Here is a 14,928-nt window from a genome sequence, read left to right on the forward strand (position 1 = left end):
CAGCGCTGACGGTTGTCTTTTCAGCCGGATTTTGATGATGAAGACGAGGCTTCATATGGAAAAATAGATGTAAGTTGTAGAACGGTGACGGAACAAAGAATAATTCATATGCAAAGCGATGGAGGCAGGTATGAACATATTGGCGGCAGGAATGGAATGGGTTGATCAGACGCCGGGCGGGCTGAACCGTTATTTTGCGGATTATTTGGCGGCGATGACGGCGCTCGGCCACTCGGTGCGGGGGTTAATCGCTGCCGGACAGCCGACATCCGCTCCGGCGTATATGCAGGATGTTGCAGAAGCGGGACCGGCTCCGGGCACGTGGTCCCGGACCAGAGCGTTTCGCAGCGCCATCCATGCGGCCATGCGCCCGCTGCCGGGCGGCGCATTCCCGGTGCCGGATGTGTATAACCCTCATTTTGCGTTGTACAGCTCGCTGGTCACCCGGAATATGCTGCCGCAGTCGGTGCCGATTGTTACGCATTTCCACGGGCCATGGGCGGAGGAAGCGCGGGTGGAAGAACTGAAGGAACGGGCGGCAATGGGAAAACAGGTCCGCTATTGGGTCAAAAAGCAGGTCGAACGTATGACCTACCGGCGCTCGGACCATTTTATTGTGCTCAGCCGTTATTTCGAGCAGCTTCTATCGGAGGGCTACGGGATTTCCAAACACAATATTCATATTGTTCCGGGCGGGGTGGATACGAATCGATTTGTTCCTTCCCCCTGGCGCAACCGCCTTCGAGAGACGCTCGGGATACAGGAGGGACAGCAGATGCTGTTCTGCGCCCGCCGGCTCGTGCAGCGGATGGGCCTTGACCGGCTTGTCCAGGCCATGGCGGACGTTACGCGGCGGCACCCGGAAGCAGTGCTGTATATCGCCGGCACCGGCCCGCAGCAGCACCGCCTGCAGCAAATGATAACCGATCTGTGCCTGCAAGGGACGGTTCATTTATTGGGCCAGGTGTCTAATGAAGAGCTGGTGCAGTGGTATCAGGCTGCGGATCTCAGTATTGTGCCTACAGTTACTCTGGAGGGCTTCGGCCTCGTCACGGTAGAGTCGTTAGCCTGCGGTACGCCTGTTCTGGGGACCCCTTACGGCGGAACGAAGGAAATATTGGAGCAGGTAAGTGGCGGTCTATTGTTCGCGGACGGAACCTCCCAGGCTATGGCAGGCAAGCTGTGCGCCGTACTGAGCGGACAACAGCCTGTGCCTTCCCGTGAGGCCTGCCGGGAGCATGCTCTGCGCCACTACACATGGGAACGCACGGCGCGTTCGGTAACCGGTGTGTTTGAGCTGGCCTGCGCGGAGCGGGAAAGGAGAATACCGGGATGATGAAGGTGGCCTTGTACAATCATACCAGCGTGGTCAGCGGAGCGGAAATGAATTTGCTGCTGCTGTGCAAGTATGCGGCAGAGATTAGGCCGATCGTGTTCGCCCCGGATGGAGACCTGCTGGGCCGGGCGCGGGCAGCGGGGGTGGACGTGCAGCCGATCCCGGACTGCAAGGCCAGGCTGACGGGCAACCCGCTGCATCTGCTGGCAGGCATGCTGCGAATGCTGCGTTCCGGCTGGAGCTTCGCCCGGCTGGTGCGGCAAACCGACGTGGAGCTGATTCACGCCAATTCATTGCGCGCCGGCATGATGGCCTCCTTGTTTCAGTGGCTGCACCGGCGCCCGGTGGTGTGGCATGTGCAGGACAATCCGCCCCGGGGCTGGATCGGTGCAGGCATCGCCTTGCTGGCCAGGGCAGCCGCCAAAGCGCTGATCGTCATCTCCGAAGCCGTAGCGGGCGGATTTGAGGGGCAGGGGCTGGCAAGCAAGCTGCATCTTGTTCATAACGGAGTTGAAGTGAACGAGGTCCCCTCCGCCGAGCGTCTGCGGTTTCGTGAAACGGTCCGCAGCGGCTTGCAGACGCCGGCAAGCAGTCCGGTTCTGCTCATGATGGGGCAAATCGCTCCCTGGAAGCGGCAGGAGGATGCGGTCCGCGTGACGGCCAGACTTGCGGATCAAGGCCATGATGTCTACTTGTGGATTGTCGGTGAACCGAAGTTTCGTGAAGAAAATCACCGTTACTCGGACTATCTGCATCAGCTGGTCAAGGAGCTCAAGCTGGAGGACCGTGTCCGGTTCACCGGGTTTCGTGAGGATGTACAGGAGATTTGCGCGAGCGCAGATCTTCTTTTTTTATGCTCGGACAAAGAACCGTTCGGCCGTGTAGTTATCGAAGCGATGGCACAGGCGATTCCCGTGGTAGCGACACGGGATGGCGGCGTGCCGGAAATTATTGAGCACGGGGTAAGCGGGCTGCTGTACGATACGGCGGATTTGGACGGCTTGTACAGTGCGGCCTCCAGCCTGCTGCAGTACCCGTCCTTGCGGGAGAGCATGGGGAAAATGGGGCAGCTGCGGGTGGAGGAGCGCTTTACCATTCATACGATGGCCAGCCAAATCGAGGCGGTTTACAAGCGTGTGCTGGCGGCAGAGGACACGGGAACGAAAAGGCAGCCGGATCACGCGGCATACCGCTCTGACAGCCGGCTGCCGGGCCTGGAGAAGAAGCGGGCCGAATTGTAGCCGGAAACAAGTAAGCCGTAGGCAGGGATAGCGTGGATTCGCGCAAGCGTTCGCCTTTGCGGCCGGATTTTTACGATAAATCAGGCTTCCATGGCTTCCCAGTGGGAAAAAAGCGGCGGGAGCAGCGAGCGGAGCCTCGGCCCTGCGGAAGGCCGCTTGTTGTCACCGGGCTTCCAAAAAGCCAGTGAACAACGATCATAACCTGGGGGACACCGCTGCGTACCGCGCACAGCTCCCGGCGCGCAGTGTTTCGCTGCATGACGGCGGTCGGTCGACCGCGAATGAATGTGGTGACTTCTGCTTTCGTGAAGAAGCAGGCCGCAGGCATCATGTTCGCCGGATCGTTAGAACCTGCACTTGACCAAGGAGAGGAGCTATACCTTTGAAGCAAGCGCGTGTAGCTATTGTACACGATTACCTGAATCAAATGGGCGGGGCCGAGCGAGTCGTGGCGGTCATGCACGGCATGTTTGCCGCAGCCCCTATTTTTACCACCATCGCGGATCGGGGCAAGCTGCTGCCGGAAATGCAGCGTGCGGATATCCGGACCACATGGATGCAGCGCATTCCGGGCATTTTGCGCCGGTTTAAATTTTATTTTTGGCTGTATCCGCTGGCGGTCCGCTCTCTGCCGCTTCAGGATTACGATATCATTCTCAGCTCCAGCAGCGCTTACGCCAAAGCGGCTGCAGGCCAGCGGGCGGTTCATGTCTGCTATTGCCATACGCCAATGCGATTTGCCTGGGAATTCGAAAGCTATATGGAAGGGATGGGGGTGCATCCGATGCTGAAGCGTCTAGCCTCCTGGATGATGTCTCCGCTGCGTAGGTGGGATGTGGCTACGAGCCGGCGGGTGGATTATTTTATTGCTAACTCTACGGCGGTGCGGGAGCGCATCCGGCGCTGCTATGGCCGCGATGCGGCGGTCATTTACCCGCCTGTGGCCACGTCGCGCTTCTCCGTCAGTCCTGAACCGCCCGGCGGTTATTATTTAATCGTCTCCCGGCTCGTATCCTACAAGAGACTTGATCTGGCCGTGCAGGCTTGCACCCGGCTAGGACGTAGGCTGGTGGTGATTGGCGACGGGCCGGATCGGCAGCGGCTGGAGTCTCTTGCCGGACCGGAGGTACAGTTTCTCGGTCGGCTTCCTGACGATCAGGTGGTCGGCTACATGCAGCGCTGCCGGGCCCTGCTGTTTCCGGGACTGGAGGACTTCGGCATAACCCCGCTGGAGGTGAACGCCTGCGGCCGTCCGGTTATTGCCTTTCGCGGCGGCGGGGCGCTGGATACGATTCAGCCGGGGGTCAACGGCTTGTTCTTTGATGAGCCTTCCGCCGACTCGGTTGCGGCGGCTATCGAACGGTGTGAGCAGTCGGAATGGGACCCCGGGGTCATCCGCGCGCATGCGTGCCGATTTGATCAAGAGCGGTTCACAGCGCAGCTGCGCTGTTTTATAGAAGAAGCGGTAGAGAAGACCGCCGGGCATCCGGCGGCTTCGGCAGCAGCCCCGGAGAACGGGTCGGCTGCGCTCTTATAAAATAAAATTTCATGTCAGGAGTGGACGACAATGAAGCTGATTTTGCTGTCCGGCGGGTCGGGGAAACGGCTGTGGCCGCTGTCGAATGATTTTCGTTCCAAGCAGTTTGTGAAGGTACTGCGAAATGAGGCGGGCGAGCACGAATCCATGGTACAGCGGGTATGGCGGCAGCTGGGCCGGGTGGGGCTAGCGGAGCATGCGTATATTGCCACCGGCCGGGCGCAGGCGGACGTGCTGCAAAGCCAAATCGGCATCGATACGCCGATCATTATCGAGCCGGAGCGGCGGGATACGTTCCCGGCCATCGCCCTGGCTGCGACCTACCTGTATTCCCAGGAGGGTATCAGCATCGGGGAGACCGTTGCAGTGCTGCCTGTTGACCCTTATGTGGATGACGCCTTTTTCAGCAAAATCAAAACGCTGGAAGCGGTACTGGCTTCTTCAAAAGCGGATTTGGCCTTAATGGGCGTCCGTCCGGACGGCCCGTCGGAGAAATACGGCTATATTGTGCCCGAAGAGTCTTCTACCCCCTTCGGTCATCGTTGCGATCCGCTGCCGTATGAGTCTCTGAATCAAGAGATGGCCCCAGAGGAACAGAACGATTTTTTCACAGTCGGCCATTTTATAGAAAAGCCGGATGAGCAGCGGGCGGCGGCCTTAATCGGGCAGCAGGCGCTGTGGAACTGCGGCGTGTTTGCTTTTAAGCTGGATTATTTGATCAACCTGCTGGCCCGGAAGGGGCTGCCCATTCAGTATGAGGCGATGCTGAGCCAGTATCACCGGCTGCCGTCCATTAGCTTCGACTATGAGGTGGTTGAAAAAGCGGGCCGAATTGTGGCGGCTTCTTACGAAGGAAGCTGGAAGGACCTGGGCACCTGGAATACGCTGACCGAGGAAGTGGAAGCCAGCGTTACCGGCCATGGCACCGTCAGTGCCGATTCGCATAACACCCATATTATTAATGAGCTGGATATTCCGGTTGCTGTGCTTGGCTTGTCCAATGTTATTGTTTCCAGCAGCCCGGACGGGATACTGGTTGCCGATAAGAGCGCCAGCCCCCGGCTCAAGGAATTCATTAAGCCGTTTGAGCAGCGTCCTATGTATGAGGAGCGCCGCTGGGGCTCCTATCGGGTGCTCGATTATAAGAAATTCCCGGATGGCCATGAGGTACTGACGAAGCGCATCTGTGTGGCGGCCGGCAAAAACCTAAGCTACCAGCTGCATTTTAAGCGGAGTGAAGTGTGGACCATTATTGCAGGCGAAGGCGAATTTGTATTAAACGATCAGCTGTTCTCCGTCAAAGCCGGGGATACGGTCAAAATTCCGGCCGGCGCAAGGCATAGCATCCGGGCTTCCATTGACCTGGAAATCATTGAGGTACAGTCCGGCACCGAGCTGGTCGAGGAGGACATTATCCGGCTGTGTCTGGCTTGGGATGAAATTGTAAAATTATGCGGCGTGGCCCGGCGAGGGTAAGCGGCGCTGCGAACGAAGGAATTGCCGGCTTGCCGGCTTTACTTGTACAGCGTCCCAGCAGCGCATCAGGAACAACGAAAATAAGGTCCGGACGGAGATGAAATAAAGGATGAAATAAAGGAGGAAACGCGATGCAAGAGATGGATCGGGTCTTGGCCGGACATAGGGCTTCGGCAGAATCAATGCAGCAAGGGAAACAGTTTGCGCATATTCGTGATCACCATATGACCTCACACGTCCAGGTAGCCGCCGGGAAAAAATATTTGATCGCCAAGCGGCTGCTGGACATCGTTGGAGCGGGAATCGGGCTGGTCATCGCGTTTCCTGTCATTGCGGCGCTGGCGGTCATTATAAAAATCGAGGACCCGCGCAGCTCTGTCTTTTTCAAGCAGGTTCGTGTCGGCCGGAACGGGCAAACCTTCCATATGTACAAGTTTCGTTCCATGATCTCCGGCGCAGAGGATATGCTCAAGCACCTGTTGGTTGAGAATGAGGCCAGCGGCCCCTTATTCAAAATGAAGCGCGATCCCCGGGTGACCCGTGTCGGCCGAATCATCCGCAAAACAAGCCTGGATGAGCTTCCCCAGCTGTGGAACGTGATACGCGGGGACATGTCGCTGGTCGGGCCCAGACCCGCGCTCCCTCGGGAGGTTGCGGAATACAGCTTGTATCATAAGCAGCGCCTGCTCGTCATTCCGGGGCTTACCGGGCTGTGGCAGGTGAGCGGGCGCAGCTCTCTGGGCTTTCAGGAGATGGTGGAGCTGGATTTGCTGTATATTCAGAACCGGTCGATCTGGTTTGATTTGCATATTATTCTCAAAACGTTCGGCGCGCTGAGCGGCTCAAAGGACGCTTATTAATCAATCAACGGAGTGTGGTACGCATGAGCAGGCTGCTTATTTTAAGCCCGGTCGCCGAGCGGGGCGGGGCTGAACGGGTGATGCTGGACATTTTGAAATATTTGAACCGGGACCGCTTCGAGGTGGCGGTTGTTTTTTTTGAGGAAGGCAGTCTGGTCGAAGAGGTTCGGCAGCTCGGTTATCCGGTGCATGTGCTGCCGGCGGGACGCCTGCGCAATATCGGCATGTATTGGAAGGTCATTGGCGGACTGCGAGCGCTCATTCGCAGCCTTCATATCGATGCGGTGGTCAGCTGGATGCCCAAGGCGCACCTGTACGGCGGGATCGCGGCCGCCCTGGAACGCATCAAGGCTTTATGGTGGCAGCACAATATGCCGGGACACCTGCTGGACCGCACGGTATCGCGCATTCCCGCCAGCGGCGTATTATGCCCCTCCCGGGTGACTAGGGATTGCCAGGAGCGGCTCACTCCGCGCATTCCGGTGCTGCATAACCATTTGGGCGTGGATATCGGGCAGTTTATGGTTCAGACCGGCGCAGGCCGTGAAATCCGGGAGCGTTACGGCATTCCGCTGGATGCCACCGTATTCGCCTTTGTCGGCCGTTTGCAGCGCTGGAAGCGTCCGGATCTTGTGATTCGGGCGTTTCAGCGGCTAAAGGGCGGCAGTCATGTGTATTTGCTCATTGTAGGCGGGGCCTTGTTCGGTATTGAGGAGGATTATGAGCAGGAGCTGCGTCATTTGGCCATGCAAGGGGGAGGGGATACCGGCCAAATCATCTTTCTGGGCCATCAGAAGGAGGTGCCCGCGATTCTGGATGCGGCCGATGTAATGGTTCATGCCTCGTGGCTGGAGCCGTTCGGTATGGTGGTGGTGGAGGCCATGGCCAGCGGCAAGCCGGTTATCGCCTCCGGCCGGGGCGGCCCGCGTGAAATTATAACGGACGGCAGTGACGGCTTGCTCTTCGACGGTACGGAGGAGGGACTGGTCCGCCGGATGCAGCAGCTGCTGAATGGGGAGATTGCTCTGGAGGCGATGGGGGACAAGGCCAGGCAAACCGTGGAATCACGCTTTACTGTGCACAGGATGACCGAGCAGTTTGAAACAAATGTGCAGTTTCTATTGAATGCCAAGTAAGCAGCAGCCTGGCGAATGATTTCAGATGATGACATATTGCTGAGGCAGGGGCCATACAATACTAGCGTGTTTTTTTAGAAATGGACCATTTCGACAAAAATAGAAGGAACTTCACAATCAATCTGTCCAACAAACGACAAACTCTTTGAAGCCATTCCATTATAATCAAGAAAGATGGTTTTCAAAACTATACAGGCATGGGATAGGAGCGTTGGCGTGATGAGCGGCATGGCAAAAGTTGAGCTTGATGTCAGAACCATACTGAACCAGATGGGCGTTTCTGTAGACAAATGGTTGGCTGAATCCAATACCACTCCGAAGAAAGTTCCCCAGTATGACTCCACCATCTCGGCAATCTCTTCTCATGGAAAATTCGTTTATACCGAAGCATCGGACTCCCGGGCGATTGGACGGACCATGCGCCGATAAGCAAAGCGGCAAGGAGCGGGGCTACGTTAACTCTGTTTCAGGAAAGGAACGACGGAATGTACAGCCTGCACACCGTTTTTGGAGAACATCGCATTTTGGTTGTAACAGCTTCGGAGCACATCCGGGCGTGGGGTATCGGACAGCTTGGGATGACTGAAGCGGAAACAGGAAGCGGCCGGTACGACTTGACGGTTTGTATCAGCCACGGGTTTGGCGAGGCGTCAAAAAGCGAAGATGTGAGCATCCGCAAGGCGGATCATAAAATGATGTATGAACGTTCCGATTATTTCATCAGCATCAACGGACAGTTTACTACGGCCTATATTTCTGTATTTGACAGCAATGCGCTGAAGCACGCGATGCTTCATTTGTACAGCAGCTTCCTGATTCATTATCTTGGAGGACTGCTGTTACATGGGAGCTGTGTTCTGCGTCACGGGCAGGTGCATGCCTATGCGGGGCGGACGGGGGATGTTATGCTAGTCCGCTTGACCGGCAAAGAAGCTCTTGTATACGTACCGGAGTCCGAAAAAAGTCCGCTTCAATCCTCGTTTACATCTGCAGACGGGAGAGCGGCTCAACAGGATCTGCATCCGGCAAAGCCGGCGGAGGGGGACCCGCTATGGATTCCGCTCGCCGCCATTCATTTCATCTTCCCTGCAGCCGGGGGATGGCATAGCAATCATGAAAACAGAAGCGAACTGCTGGAGAAGCCGGAAATGATCACATACATTATGGAGCATCTGCTGTCCAGGCCGCACGGGCACGATGCTACGGGGAAAGCATCCCGTCTTGCGAAGAAGCTGGCGGACGGCGTGAGCGGCTTCCGGCTTCCGGTCCATAGGGAAGCCGGAAGCCGGACACTGCTGGAGCCTATACGTTAAGCCTTCATAGAACGTTCGGCACGAATAAAGGCGATAAATCTCCGGGTTTCTTCGGCAGTAAGCTTTTCACCATCTATGGATAAATCAAATTGTTCCAGAATGGCTTCATCCGACAAATCCAGACTGTCCGCAAAGCCGCGAACCGCAGGATCAAGGTGCTGCTGGGGCTTGCTGGTACGGCCCATCAAGAAGTCAATCGACACGCTGAAAAAGTCGGCTATTTTTTGCAGTGTCTGATACTCGGGTTCACGGCGGTTGTTCTCATAATGAGACAGAGCCGCACGGGTAATGCCGATTTTTAAGGCGAGCTCTTCCTGGGTCATACGCTTTTCTTCTCTAAGCTTGGCGATGCGGTTCCCGTAATTCATGGTTGGTTTCCTCCTTCAAGTATCCTGGTCCTGGGGGCACACCCTGTAGTATTCGGTTGTGCCGCCCTATCTATTGGGATATCTGATACATAACGTATCGAATTATGATGTAAATTCGCATGAATGAATTTTTATAGCTTCATTATACCGCATCTTTGGTGTATCTGGAAGGCAATTCAGTGCTGAATTGCGTGAATTTCAAAGTTTTTTTGTACAAAGGGGCGAGGGCTATGAAACAAAATGTACCAGAGTATGTGGGGGAGTGCGCCGTCATCGGACAGCGTGTCATATTTGGCGAGCATGTCAGGGTGGGGCGCCATGCCGTCATTCATGACGGTGCGGTCATCGGCAGCGGTGTAATTATTGGAGATTACGCGGTGGTCGGCAAGCCGTCCGGCCCGTCTCCCGTCCGGATGGGACAAGCCGGGGGATGCCCGCCTGTGGCCATCGGAACGGGCTGCTGCATCGGAGCCTCAGCCGTGCTGTACGCCGGTGTATATTTGCAGCGGCAGGTGATGATTGGAGACCGGGTGAGTGTGCGGGAGCGGACCTTTATCGGGGAGTACACCCGGATCGGAACCGGTGCGGTCATTGGCAATGACTGTACGATTGGCGCGAGCTGCCAGCTGGAGACCGGCTGTCTGGTGACAGCGCACTCCGAACTGGCTTCCTCCGTATTTATTGCACCGTATGTTGTTACCAGCTAGTCGGCCAATCACAACCATGATCAATTACGGCGGCAGGGGTATGCCGCCTTTTTTGTTTTCGGCTGCCTGGCAGGACCGTGAATGCACCAGGAACAGGTGATTGGGCATATAGAGCCGGATGTGCTGCCGGCACCAGAGGAGCCATTTGAATTTCTTTTATTAAGAAAGGATGAGGACGAATGAATGCACAGTCTGCGGTTCCAGCGCGAAGCCGCAAGCTTCCCTTGGCCTTGTGGACGGCCTTCCTGTTTACCGGCAGTATAGCGCTGGTGTACGTGCTTTCCTCCCAGCCTTATGATGAACAAACGCTGCAGCCCTGGCTGGGAAATAATATTACGGTGTATGACGTTCATGACTGGTTTCCGAAGCGGACGGTTCATTACGGCGGGCAAAGCATCCCGATTCATGAGCAGCCGATGTATTTTATGGATTTTTTGTTCCGCAAATCGGCGCACGTGCTGCTGTACGGGGGGATGGCCGTTGTTGCCGCCGCAGTGTGGGGCAGGCTGCTTCGCTCGCTTCCGCTTACGATTGGCTGCTCGCTTCTGACCGTGCTGCTTATCGCTTTGCTGGACGAATGGAACCAGCAGTTCTCCTCGCGCCGTTCGGCCCTTGCAGCCGATGTGTGGCTGGATATGGCCGGAGCCATAATTGCGGTGTCCTTGTATGCAGGGTACCGCTTCTATAAGGAAAGAAACAACAAGTCCATCCACACACAGGAGGGGAAAAAACATGCTTGACACGATACGTATTGTATCATAATATAAAAATATACATTATGTATCTAAAAACCGGTACTTTATGTAACGAAGGAGCTGTAGCCCCTTGAAGGTATCCTCCCCCGCATTAGACCAGATTTGGATTGTTGCCCCTTCCACAATTTTAGCTGGTGAGACAGGCTTTGACCGCTTCCGATACCTGGCGGAGAAGCTTACTGAACGAGGCCACCGGGTCCGGCTTCTTACCAGCAGCTTTTCTCACACAGAACGGCGGTTCCGGGATAAGGAAACCGTTGAGCGGCAAAGCCGGCGCAGCGGCTATAGCATTGACCTGCTGCGGGAAAATGGCTTTTGGACGGACTCTTTATGGGAACGGCTGCGCAGCAGTATGCAGTTTAATGCTCATCTTCAGGCGCTTCTGGATGAATGCAAGCAGCCGCCCAAGCTGATTTACAGCGCCTGTCCGCAGATTGGCGCGGCCCGTATCGCCGCCCGGTTCGCCAAACGCTGGAACATTCCGTTTGCCGTCGATATTGTGAAAACCTCCTTCGCCTGGGACGCTTCCTCCGTCCTCCCCGTCATGCTCCCTTCGGGCCTACGCAAGGCGCTTGGTCTGCCGTTCCGGCTGCAGGCCGAACGAATCTACGGCATGGCGGATTATGTGGTTGGTGTATCCGATAGCGCTGTGGAGCATGGTCGCCATGTCAACAGCCATGCCAAGGCGTACTGTCCCGTCTACATCGGAGCCGATGTGGCTCGGTACAACGAGGTGAACGATTCCTTTTATAAACCGCAATCCCAGTTCTGGTTTACGTCATGGCAGGAGCTTCATTCCGGCTGTGATACCGGGACCGCGATCCGCGCGATAGCCCGGGTGAAGCAGCAGGGCTATCCGCACGTCATGCTGTTTGTACTCGGCTCCGGGCCGTACGAGGACAAGCTGAAGCGGCTTGCGGCCGATCTGAAAGCTCCGGTTCGCTTTATGGGGCGGTGCAGTGAAGAAGAGGCCGCGGCCTGTCTGAAGTGGAGCGATGCCGCACTGGGACTCGCCCGGGACGGCGACGCGGATACACTGGCGGCCCGGCTGGGCGATTATTTGTCCGCCGGTCTGCCGGTGCTTCACAGCAGTCCTGAGCTGCAAAAGCTGCTCGCTCCGTACGGGCTCGGTGAAGTGTACAGCCCCGGAAACGACAAGCAGCTGGCGGAGCTGATGCTGCAGTGGCTGCAGCAGAAGGAGCGGCTAGAAATGCTGCGTATCAGCGCGCGCCGGCTGGCTGCCGCCAAATTCGACCGCAGCGTGAGCTATGAAGGTATTTTTAAATTTATCGAAGGGGAGATTGCATGCAGCTAACCGGGCGGCACGAGGTGTATTGTATCGTTTGCAATCAGGTTGTTTCCGGTGAGGACGGCAGCCATCGCGTATTCAAGACAGGCTACTATATGGCCAAATATCCGCTATCGGTCTGCGCCGCTTCCATAGGCGGAGGCGAGGTGCGGCAGGCTCGCGGGATCGCGGAAGGAGCAGACGCGGCAGACGCGGCAGACGCGGCGGGGCAGCCAGGCGACGGCAATCCGGATGCGGTCCTGACAAAGCCTGAGGTCCCGCGGCTTCATGCGGCGACAGGTCTGAGCAGGGGGGAGGAAGAAGCGAATGGAACAGCGGTTTAAACAAGCCGATGCGCTGCGCGGACTGGCGGCACTTACCGTCATGCTTTGCAGTATCTTTCTCATTTTTCCTGTGTTTTTTGCCCGGACGCAGGGACAAAGCGGCTTCCTCCTGCTGAATTTGCTGAAGCACAGCCCGATCAGCCTGATTTGGTCAGCCCACTCGGCTGTCATTTTATTTTTCGTGCTGAGCGGCTTTGTGCTGGCGCTGCCCTTCACCGACCGGCTGGGGGAGCAGCGGTATGTCCCTTTTTTGTTCAAGCGCATCTGCCGCATTTATATTCCCTATATAGCCGTGGTGCTGCTGGCCATGAGCGCAAGCATGATCATTCCGCGGATTGACTATGCGCCGGATATGAGCGTATGGTTTCATTCACAGTGGCGGATTCCAGTCACGATGGAGGCCTTGTTTGCCCACCTGCTCCTCATTGGCCAGTTCGATACGGACGCTTTTCAGTACACCATATGGTCGCTTGTGCATGAGATGCGCATCTCGATTATTTTTCCGTTTCTGATGGTCATTGTGATGCGGCTGAATTGGAAATTCAATTTGCTGCTGGCCCTGTTCTGCTCCGGGCTCGGACATGCGGGGAAATACGTCCTGTTTCATCTTTACGGCAATCCTACCCCGCCGCTTTCTTCGTTTCATGCCACCATTCATTACATCGCCCTGTTTATTATCGGGGCGCTGCTTGCCAAGCACCGGACCGGGCTCATCTCGTTCTATCAGAAGCTGGGCCGGCCTGTTCATGTCGCACTGCTTTTGGCTGCCGTATTGCTCTACACCTACGATACGTGGTTTTTGCCTAGTGTGGGGCGGCTGCATATGTGGATCGTGAACGATTGGGCGATTGCCGCAGGCTCGTTCCTGCTTCTGTGGTGGGCTATTGCTTCGAAATCCTCCGCGCAAGCAGGTCTGGTGTGGAGGTCGCTTCAAGGGCTGGGCCGTATTTCCTACAGCTTGTATCTGGTCCATCCGGTGCTGCTGCTCACGATGACCCGGCTGCTTTACGGCCTGCTGCCGCTCTGGCTGAACGTTATCCTCGGCGCCGCCGCGGCCTTGGGAGTGTCTGTCCTGCTGCACCGCTTTGTGGAGCTGCCTGCGATGCAGCTGGGCAGGCAGGTGGAGAGGCAGCTTAACCGGCGTGACTATGCGCGCCTCACGGAGCCGGATATTGCCGGCAAATAAACCATTCATGCAGCAGGCAGATATGAAGCCAGTAAAAAATCCCCCGAAGCACGGAGCGGTTAGTTTCCGCTTTGGCTTCGGGGGATTTTTGGATTTGATCGAGCCAGTTAGGTTGTCGTTACAGGAAACTCCTGCAGGTCCGGTGAAAATACAGCGGATTTCGGTCAGAGCTTATTCTTCAAACAGCTTTTTCAGGTTCACGTCATAGGGGGCGGTAACAATGCCTTTTTCCGTAATAATGGCGCTGACATACTCGTTCGGGGTGACATCGAAGGCCGGGTTGAAAACCTTGACGCCCTGCGGGGCCGTCCGTTTGCCGAAGCCTTGCGTAATTTCGTCCTCATGCCGCTCCTCGATCGGGATATCCGCTCCGGTCGGGGTATTCAGATCAATGGTGGACAGCGGGCAGGCCACGTAGAAAGGAATGCCGTGTGCCTTCGCCAGCACGGCTACGCTGTAGGTGCCGATTTTGTTGGCTACATCCCCGTTGGCCGAAACACGGTCGGTTCCGACGATGACCGCTTGAATCCAGCCCTTTGACATGACCATCCCGGCCATATTGTCACAAATCAAGGTCACATCAATGCCGGCCTGCTGCAGCTCGTAAGCAGTCAAACGGGCGCCCTGCAGCACCGGCCGGGTTTCATCGGCAAATACCTTCAAATCCCAGCCCTTTTCTTTGGCCAAATACATCGGCGCCAAGGCCGTGCCGTAGCGCGCGGTGGCGAGTCCTCCGGCATTGCAGTGTGTCAGAACGCCCATGCCGTTGTCCAGCAGGGTCAAAGCATGCTCACCGATAAGGCGGCAGGTTTCCTCGTCCTCGGCCTGAATGTGCTTCGCCTCTTCCAGCAGAAGCGCTTTGCTGTCCTCGCCGGACCTGCCTGACGCGGCCAGCTCAGCCGCGCGGGCCTTCATCCGGTCAAGCGCCCAGAACAGATTGACGGCCGTCGGCCGGCTCGTTGCGAGATAACCGGCAGCCTTCTCCACTTCCGTTGCGATTTGCTTCGCATCCCCCTGTACATCTCGAACACCGAGATAAACGCCGTATGCCGCGGAAATTCCGATCGCCGGAGCTCCGCGAACCTTCAGCTGCTTAATCGCGTCCCAAACATCCTCCGCCGTTGTCAGCGGCAAGTAGACTTGCTCCTCAGGCAGCAGACGCTGATCAAGCAGGTCCAGATGCGTATCAGCCCAGCGAACGGACTGCAGCCACGGCAAATCTCCTGTCACTTGCCTTGCTTCCACTTGATTAGCCATTATTGATTCTCCCTCCATATCTTCTTTATAGCTTATAACGAAGCCTTGCCCTCGATCAAGGACAAGGCGGGCTTTGAAAGCTATGAAACGACGCACACTACAGGTGCGACTCTTGGCTGTGAAC

General features: G+C 56.6%; 15 protein-coding genes. 13 read left to right on the top strand and 2 right to left on the bottom strand.

All coding sequences use genetic code 11. The features are described 5' to 3' along the window. Positions 1-130 precede the first annotated feature (130 nt). The 8 genes from WBG83_RS10415 (at position 131) to WBG83_RS10450 (ending at position 8,899) form a co-directional block, all read left to right on the top strand. Positions 131-1,336 carry a glycosyltransferase family 4 protein gene (locus WBG83_RS10415; protein WP_336744957.1) on the top strand — a complete coding sequence of 402 codons (1,206 nt, stop codon included), beginning with the start codon at positions 131-133 and terminating at the stop codon, positions 1,334-1,336. Continuing rightward, positions 1,333-2,577: a glycosyltransferase family 4 protein gene (locus tag WBG83_RS10420; RefSeq protein ID WP_336744958.1), complete on the top strand. Its 1,245-nt coding sequence runs from the start codon at positions 1,333-1,335 to the stop codon at positions 2,575-2,577. The genes WBG83_RS10415 and WBG83_RS10420 overlap by 4 nt, the downstream gene beginning before the upstream one ends. Before the next feature lie 382 nt (positions 2,578-2,959). Next, the gene (locus tag WBG83_RS10425; protein ID WP_336744959.1) at positions 2,960-4,114 is read left to right on the top strand and encodes a glycosyltransferase; all 1,155 of its coding nucleotides are present in this window, start codon (positions 2,960-2,962) and stop codon (positions 4,112-4,114) included. 30 nt (positions 4,115-4,144) lie between these two features. Beyond that, positions 4,145-5,590 (top strand): sugar phosphate nucleotidyltransferase, encoded by a 1,446-nt coding sequence (locus WBG83_RS10430; RefSeq protein WP_336744960.1) that lies wholly within the window; start codon positions 4,145-4,147, stop codon positions 5,588-5,590. Between the two features lie 224 nt (positions 5,591-5,814). Then, entirely contained in the window at positions 5,815-6,450 is a 636-nt protein-coding gene (locus WBG83_RS10435) for a sugar transferase (RefSeq protein ID WP_336745023.1), read from the top strand. A 23-nt stretch (positions 6,451-6,473) separates the two neighbouring features. Next, the gene (locus WBG83_RS10440; protein ID WP_336744961.1) at positions 6,474-7,586 is read left to right on the top strand and encodes a glycosyltransferase family 4 protein; all 1,113 of its coding nucleotides are present in this window, start codon (positions 6,474-6,476) and stop codon (positions 7,584-7,586) included. A 219-nt stretch (positions 7,587-7,805) separates the two neighbouring features. After that, positions 7,806-8,015 (top strand): hypothetical protein, encoded by a 210-nt coding sequence (locus tag WBG83_RS10445; RefSeq protein WP_336744962.1) that lies wholly within the window; start codon positions 7,806-7,808, stop codon positions 8,013-8,015. A gap of 95 nt (positions 8,016-8,110) precedes the next feature. Beyond that, positions 8,111-8,899: a hypothetical protein gene (locus WBG83_RS10450; RefSeq protein WP_336744963.1), complete on the top strand. Its 789-nt coding sequence runs from the start codon at positions 8,111-8,113 to the stop codon at positions 8,897-8,899. Here WBG83_RS10450 and WBG83_RS10455 read toward each other — a convergent pair. Next, entirely contained in the window at positions 8,896-9,267 is a 372-nt protein-coding gene (locus WBG83_RS10455; protein WP_336744964.1) for a helix-turn-helix domain-containing protein, read from the bottom strand. The genes WBG83_RS10450 and WBG83_RS10455 overlap by 4 nt on opposite strands. Positions 9,268-9,497: 230 nt before the next feature. On the opposite strand from WBG83_RS10455, the gene WBG83_RS10460 reads away from it, so the two are divergent. The 5 genes from WBG83_RS10460 (at position 9,498) to WBG83_RS10480 (ending at position 13,547) form a co-directional block, all read left to right on the top strand. Further along, positions 9,498-9,974, top strand: coding sequence for a hypothetical protein (locus tag WBG83_RS10460; protein ID WP_336744965.1), 477 nt, complete (start codon positions 9,498-9,500; stop codon positions 9,972-9,974). A 179-nt stretch (positions 9,975-10,153) separates the two neighbouring features. Continuing rightward, positions 10,154-10,714, top strand: a complete 561-nt coding sequence (locus WBG83_RS10465; RefSeq protein ID WP_336744966.1) for a VanZ family protein — start codon at positions 10,154-10,156, stop codon at positions 10,712-10,714. An 85-nt stretch (positions 10,715-10,799) separates the two neighbouring features. Next, positions 10,800-12,044 carry a glycosyltransferase gene (locus tag WBG83_RS10470; RefSeq protein WP_336744967.1) on the top strand — a complete coding sequence of 415 codons (1,245 nt, stop codon included), beginning with the start codon at positions 10,800-10,802 and terminating at the stop codon, positions 12,042-12,044. Continuing rightward, positions 12,035-12,361, top strand: a complete 327-nt coding sequence (locus WBG83_RS10475; protein WP_336744968.1) for a hypothetical protein — start codon at positions 12,035-12,037, stop codon at positions 12,359-12,361. The genes WBG83_RS10470 and WBG83_RS10475 overlap by 10 nt, the downstream gene beginning before the upstream one ends. Then, positions 12,345-13,547, top strand: coding sequence for an acyltransferase family protein (locus WBG83_RS10480; RefSeq protein ID WP_336744969.1), 1,203 nt, complete (start codon positions 12,345-12,347; stop codon positions 13,545-13,547). Before WBG83_RS10475 ends, WBG83_RS10480 begins: the two co-directional genes overlap by 17 nt. Positions 13,548-13,718: 171 nt before the next feature. Here WBG83_RS10480 and mtnA read toward each other — a convergent pair whose 3' ends face one another. Further along, positions 13,719-14,804 (bottom strand): S-methyl-5-thioribose-1-phosphate isomerase, encoded by a 1,086-nt coding sequence (gene mtnA, locus WBG83_RS10485; RefSeq protein WP_336744970.1) that lies wholly within the window; start codon positions 14,802-14,804, stop codon positions 13,719-13,721. Positions 14,805-14,928 lie beyond the last annotated feature (124 nt).

Origin of the sequence: Paenibacillus sp. y28 (genome assembly GCF_037137075.1) — a bacterium.
GTDB lineage: Bacteria > Bacillota > Bacilli > Paenibacillales > NBRC-103111 > JBBBNV01.

Bases quoted from the DNA above. Each gene is read 5' to 3' on its own strand.
- WBG83_RS10475 (WP_336744968.1), top strand. From the start codon at position 12,035: ATGCAGCTAACCGGGCGGCACGAGGTGTATTGTATCGTTTGCAATCAG.
- WBG83_RS10440 (WP_336744961.1), top strand. From the start codon at position 6,474: ATGAGCAGGCTGCTTATTTTAAGCCCGGTCGCCGAGCGGGGCGGGGCT.
- mtnA (WP_336744970.1), bottom strand. From the start codon at position 14,804: ATGGCTAATCAAGTGGAAGCAAGGCAAGTGACAGGAGATTTGCCGTGG.
- WBG83_RS10420 (WP_336744958.1), top strand. From the start codon at position 1,333: ATGATGAAGGTGGCCTTGTACAATCATACCAGCGTGGTCAGCGGAGCG.
- WBG83_RS10445 (WP_336744962.1), top strand. From the start codon at position 7,806: ATGAGCGGCATGGCAAAAGTTGAGCTTGATGTCAGAACCATACTGAAC.
- WBG83_RS10430 (WP_336744960.1), top strand. From the start codon at position 4,145: ATGAAGCTGATTTTGCTGTCCGGCGGGTCGGGGAAACGGCTGTGGCCG.
- WBG83_RS10435 (WP_336745023.1), top strand. From the start codon at position 5,815: ATGACCTCACACGTCCAGGTAGCCGCCGGGAAAAAATATTTGATCGCC.
- WBG83_RS10480 (WP_336744969.1), top strand. From the start codon at position 12,345: ATGGAACAGCGGTTTAAACAAGCCGATGCGCTGCGCGGACTGGCGGCA.
- WBG83_RS10465 (WP_336744966.1), top strand. From the start codon at position 10,154: ATGAATGCACAGTCTGCGGTTCCAGCGCGAAGCCGCAAGCTTCCCTTG.
- WBG83_RS10415 (WP_336744957.1), top strand. From the start codon at position 131: ATGAACATATTGGCGGCAGGAATGGAATGGGTTGATCAGACGCCGGGC.
- WBG83_RS10455 (WP_336744964.1), bottom strand. From the start codon at position 9,267: ATGAATTACGGGAACCGCATCGCCAAGCTTAGAGAAGAAAAGCGTATG.
- WBG83_RS10460 (WP_336744965.1), top strand. From the start codon at position 9,498: ATGAAACAAAATGTACCAGAGTATGTGGGGGAGTGCGCCGTCATCGGA.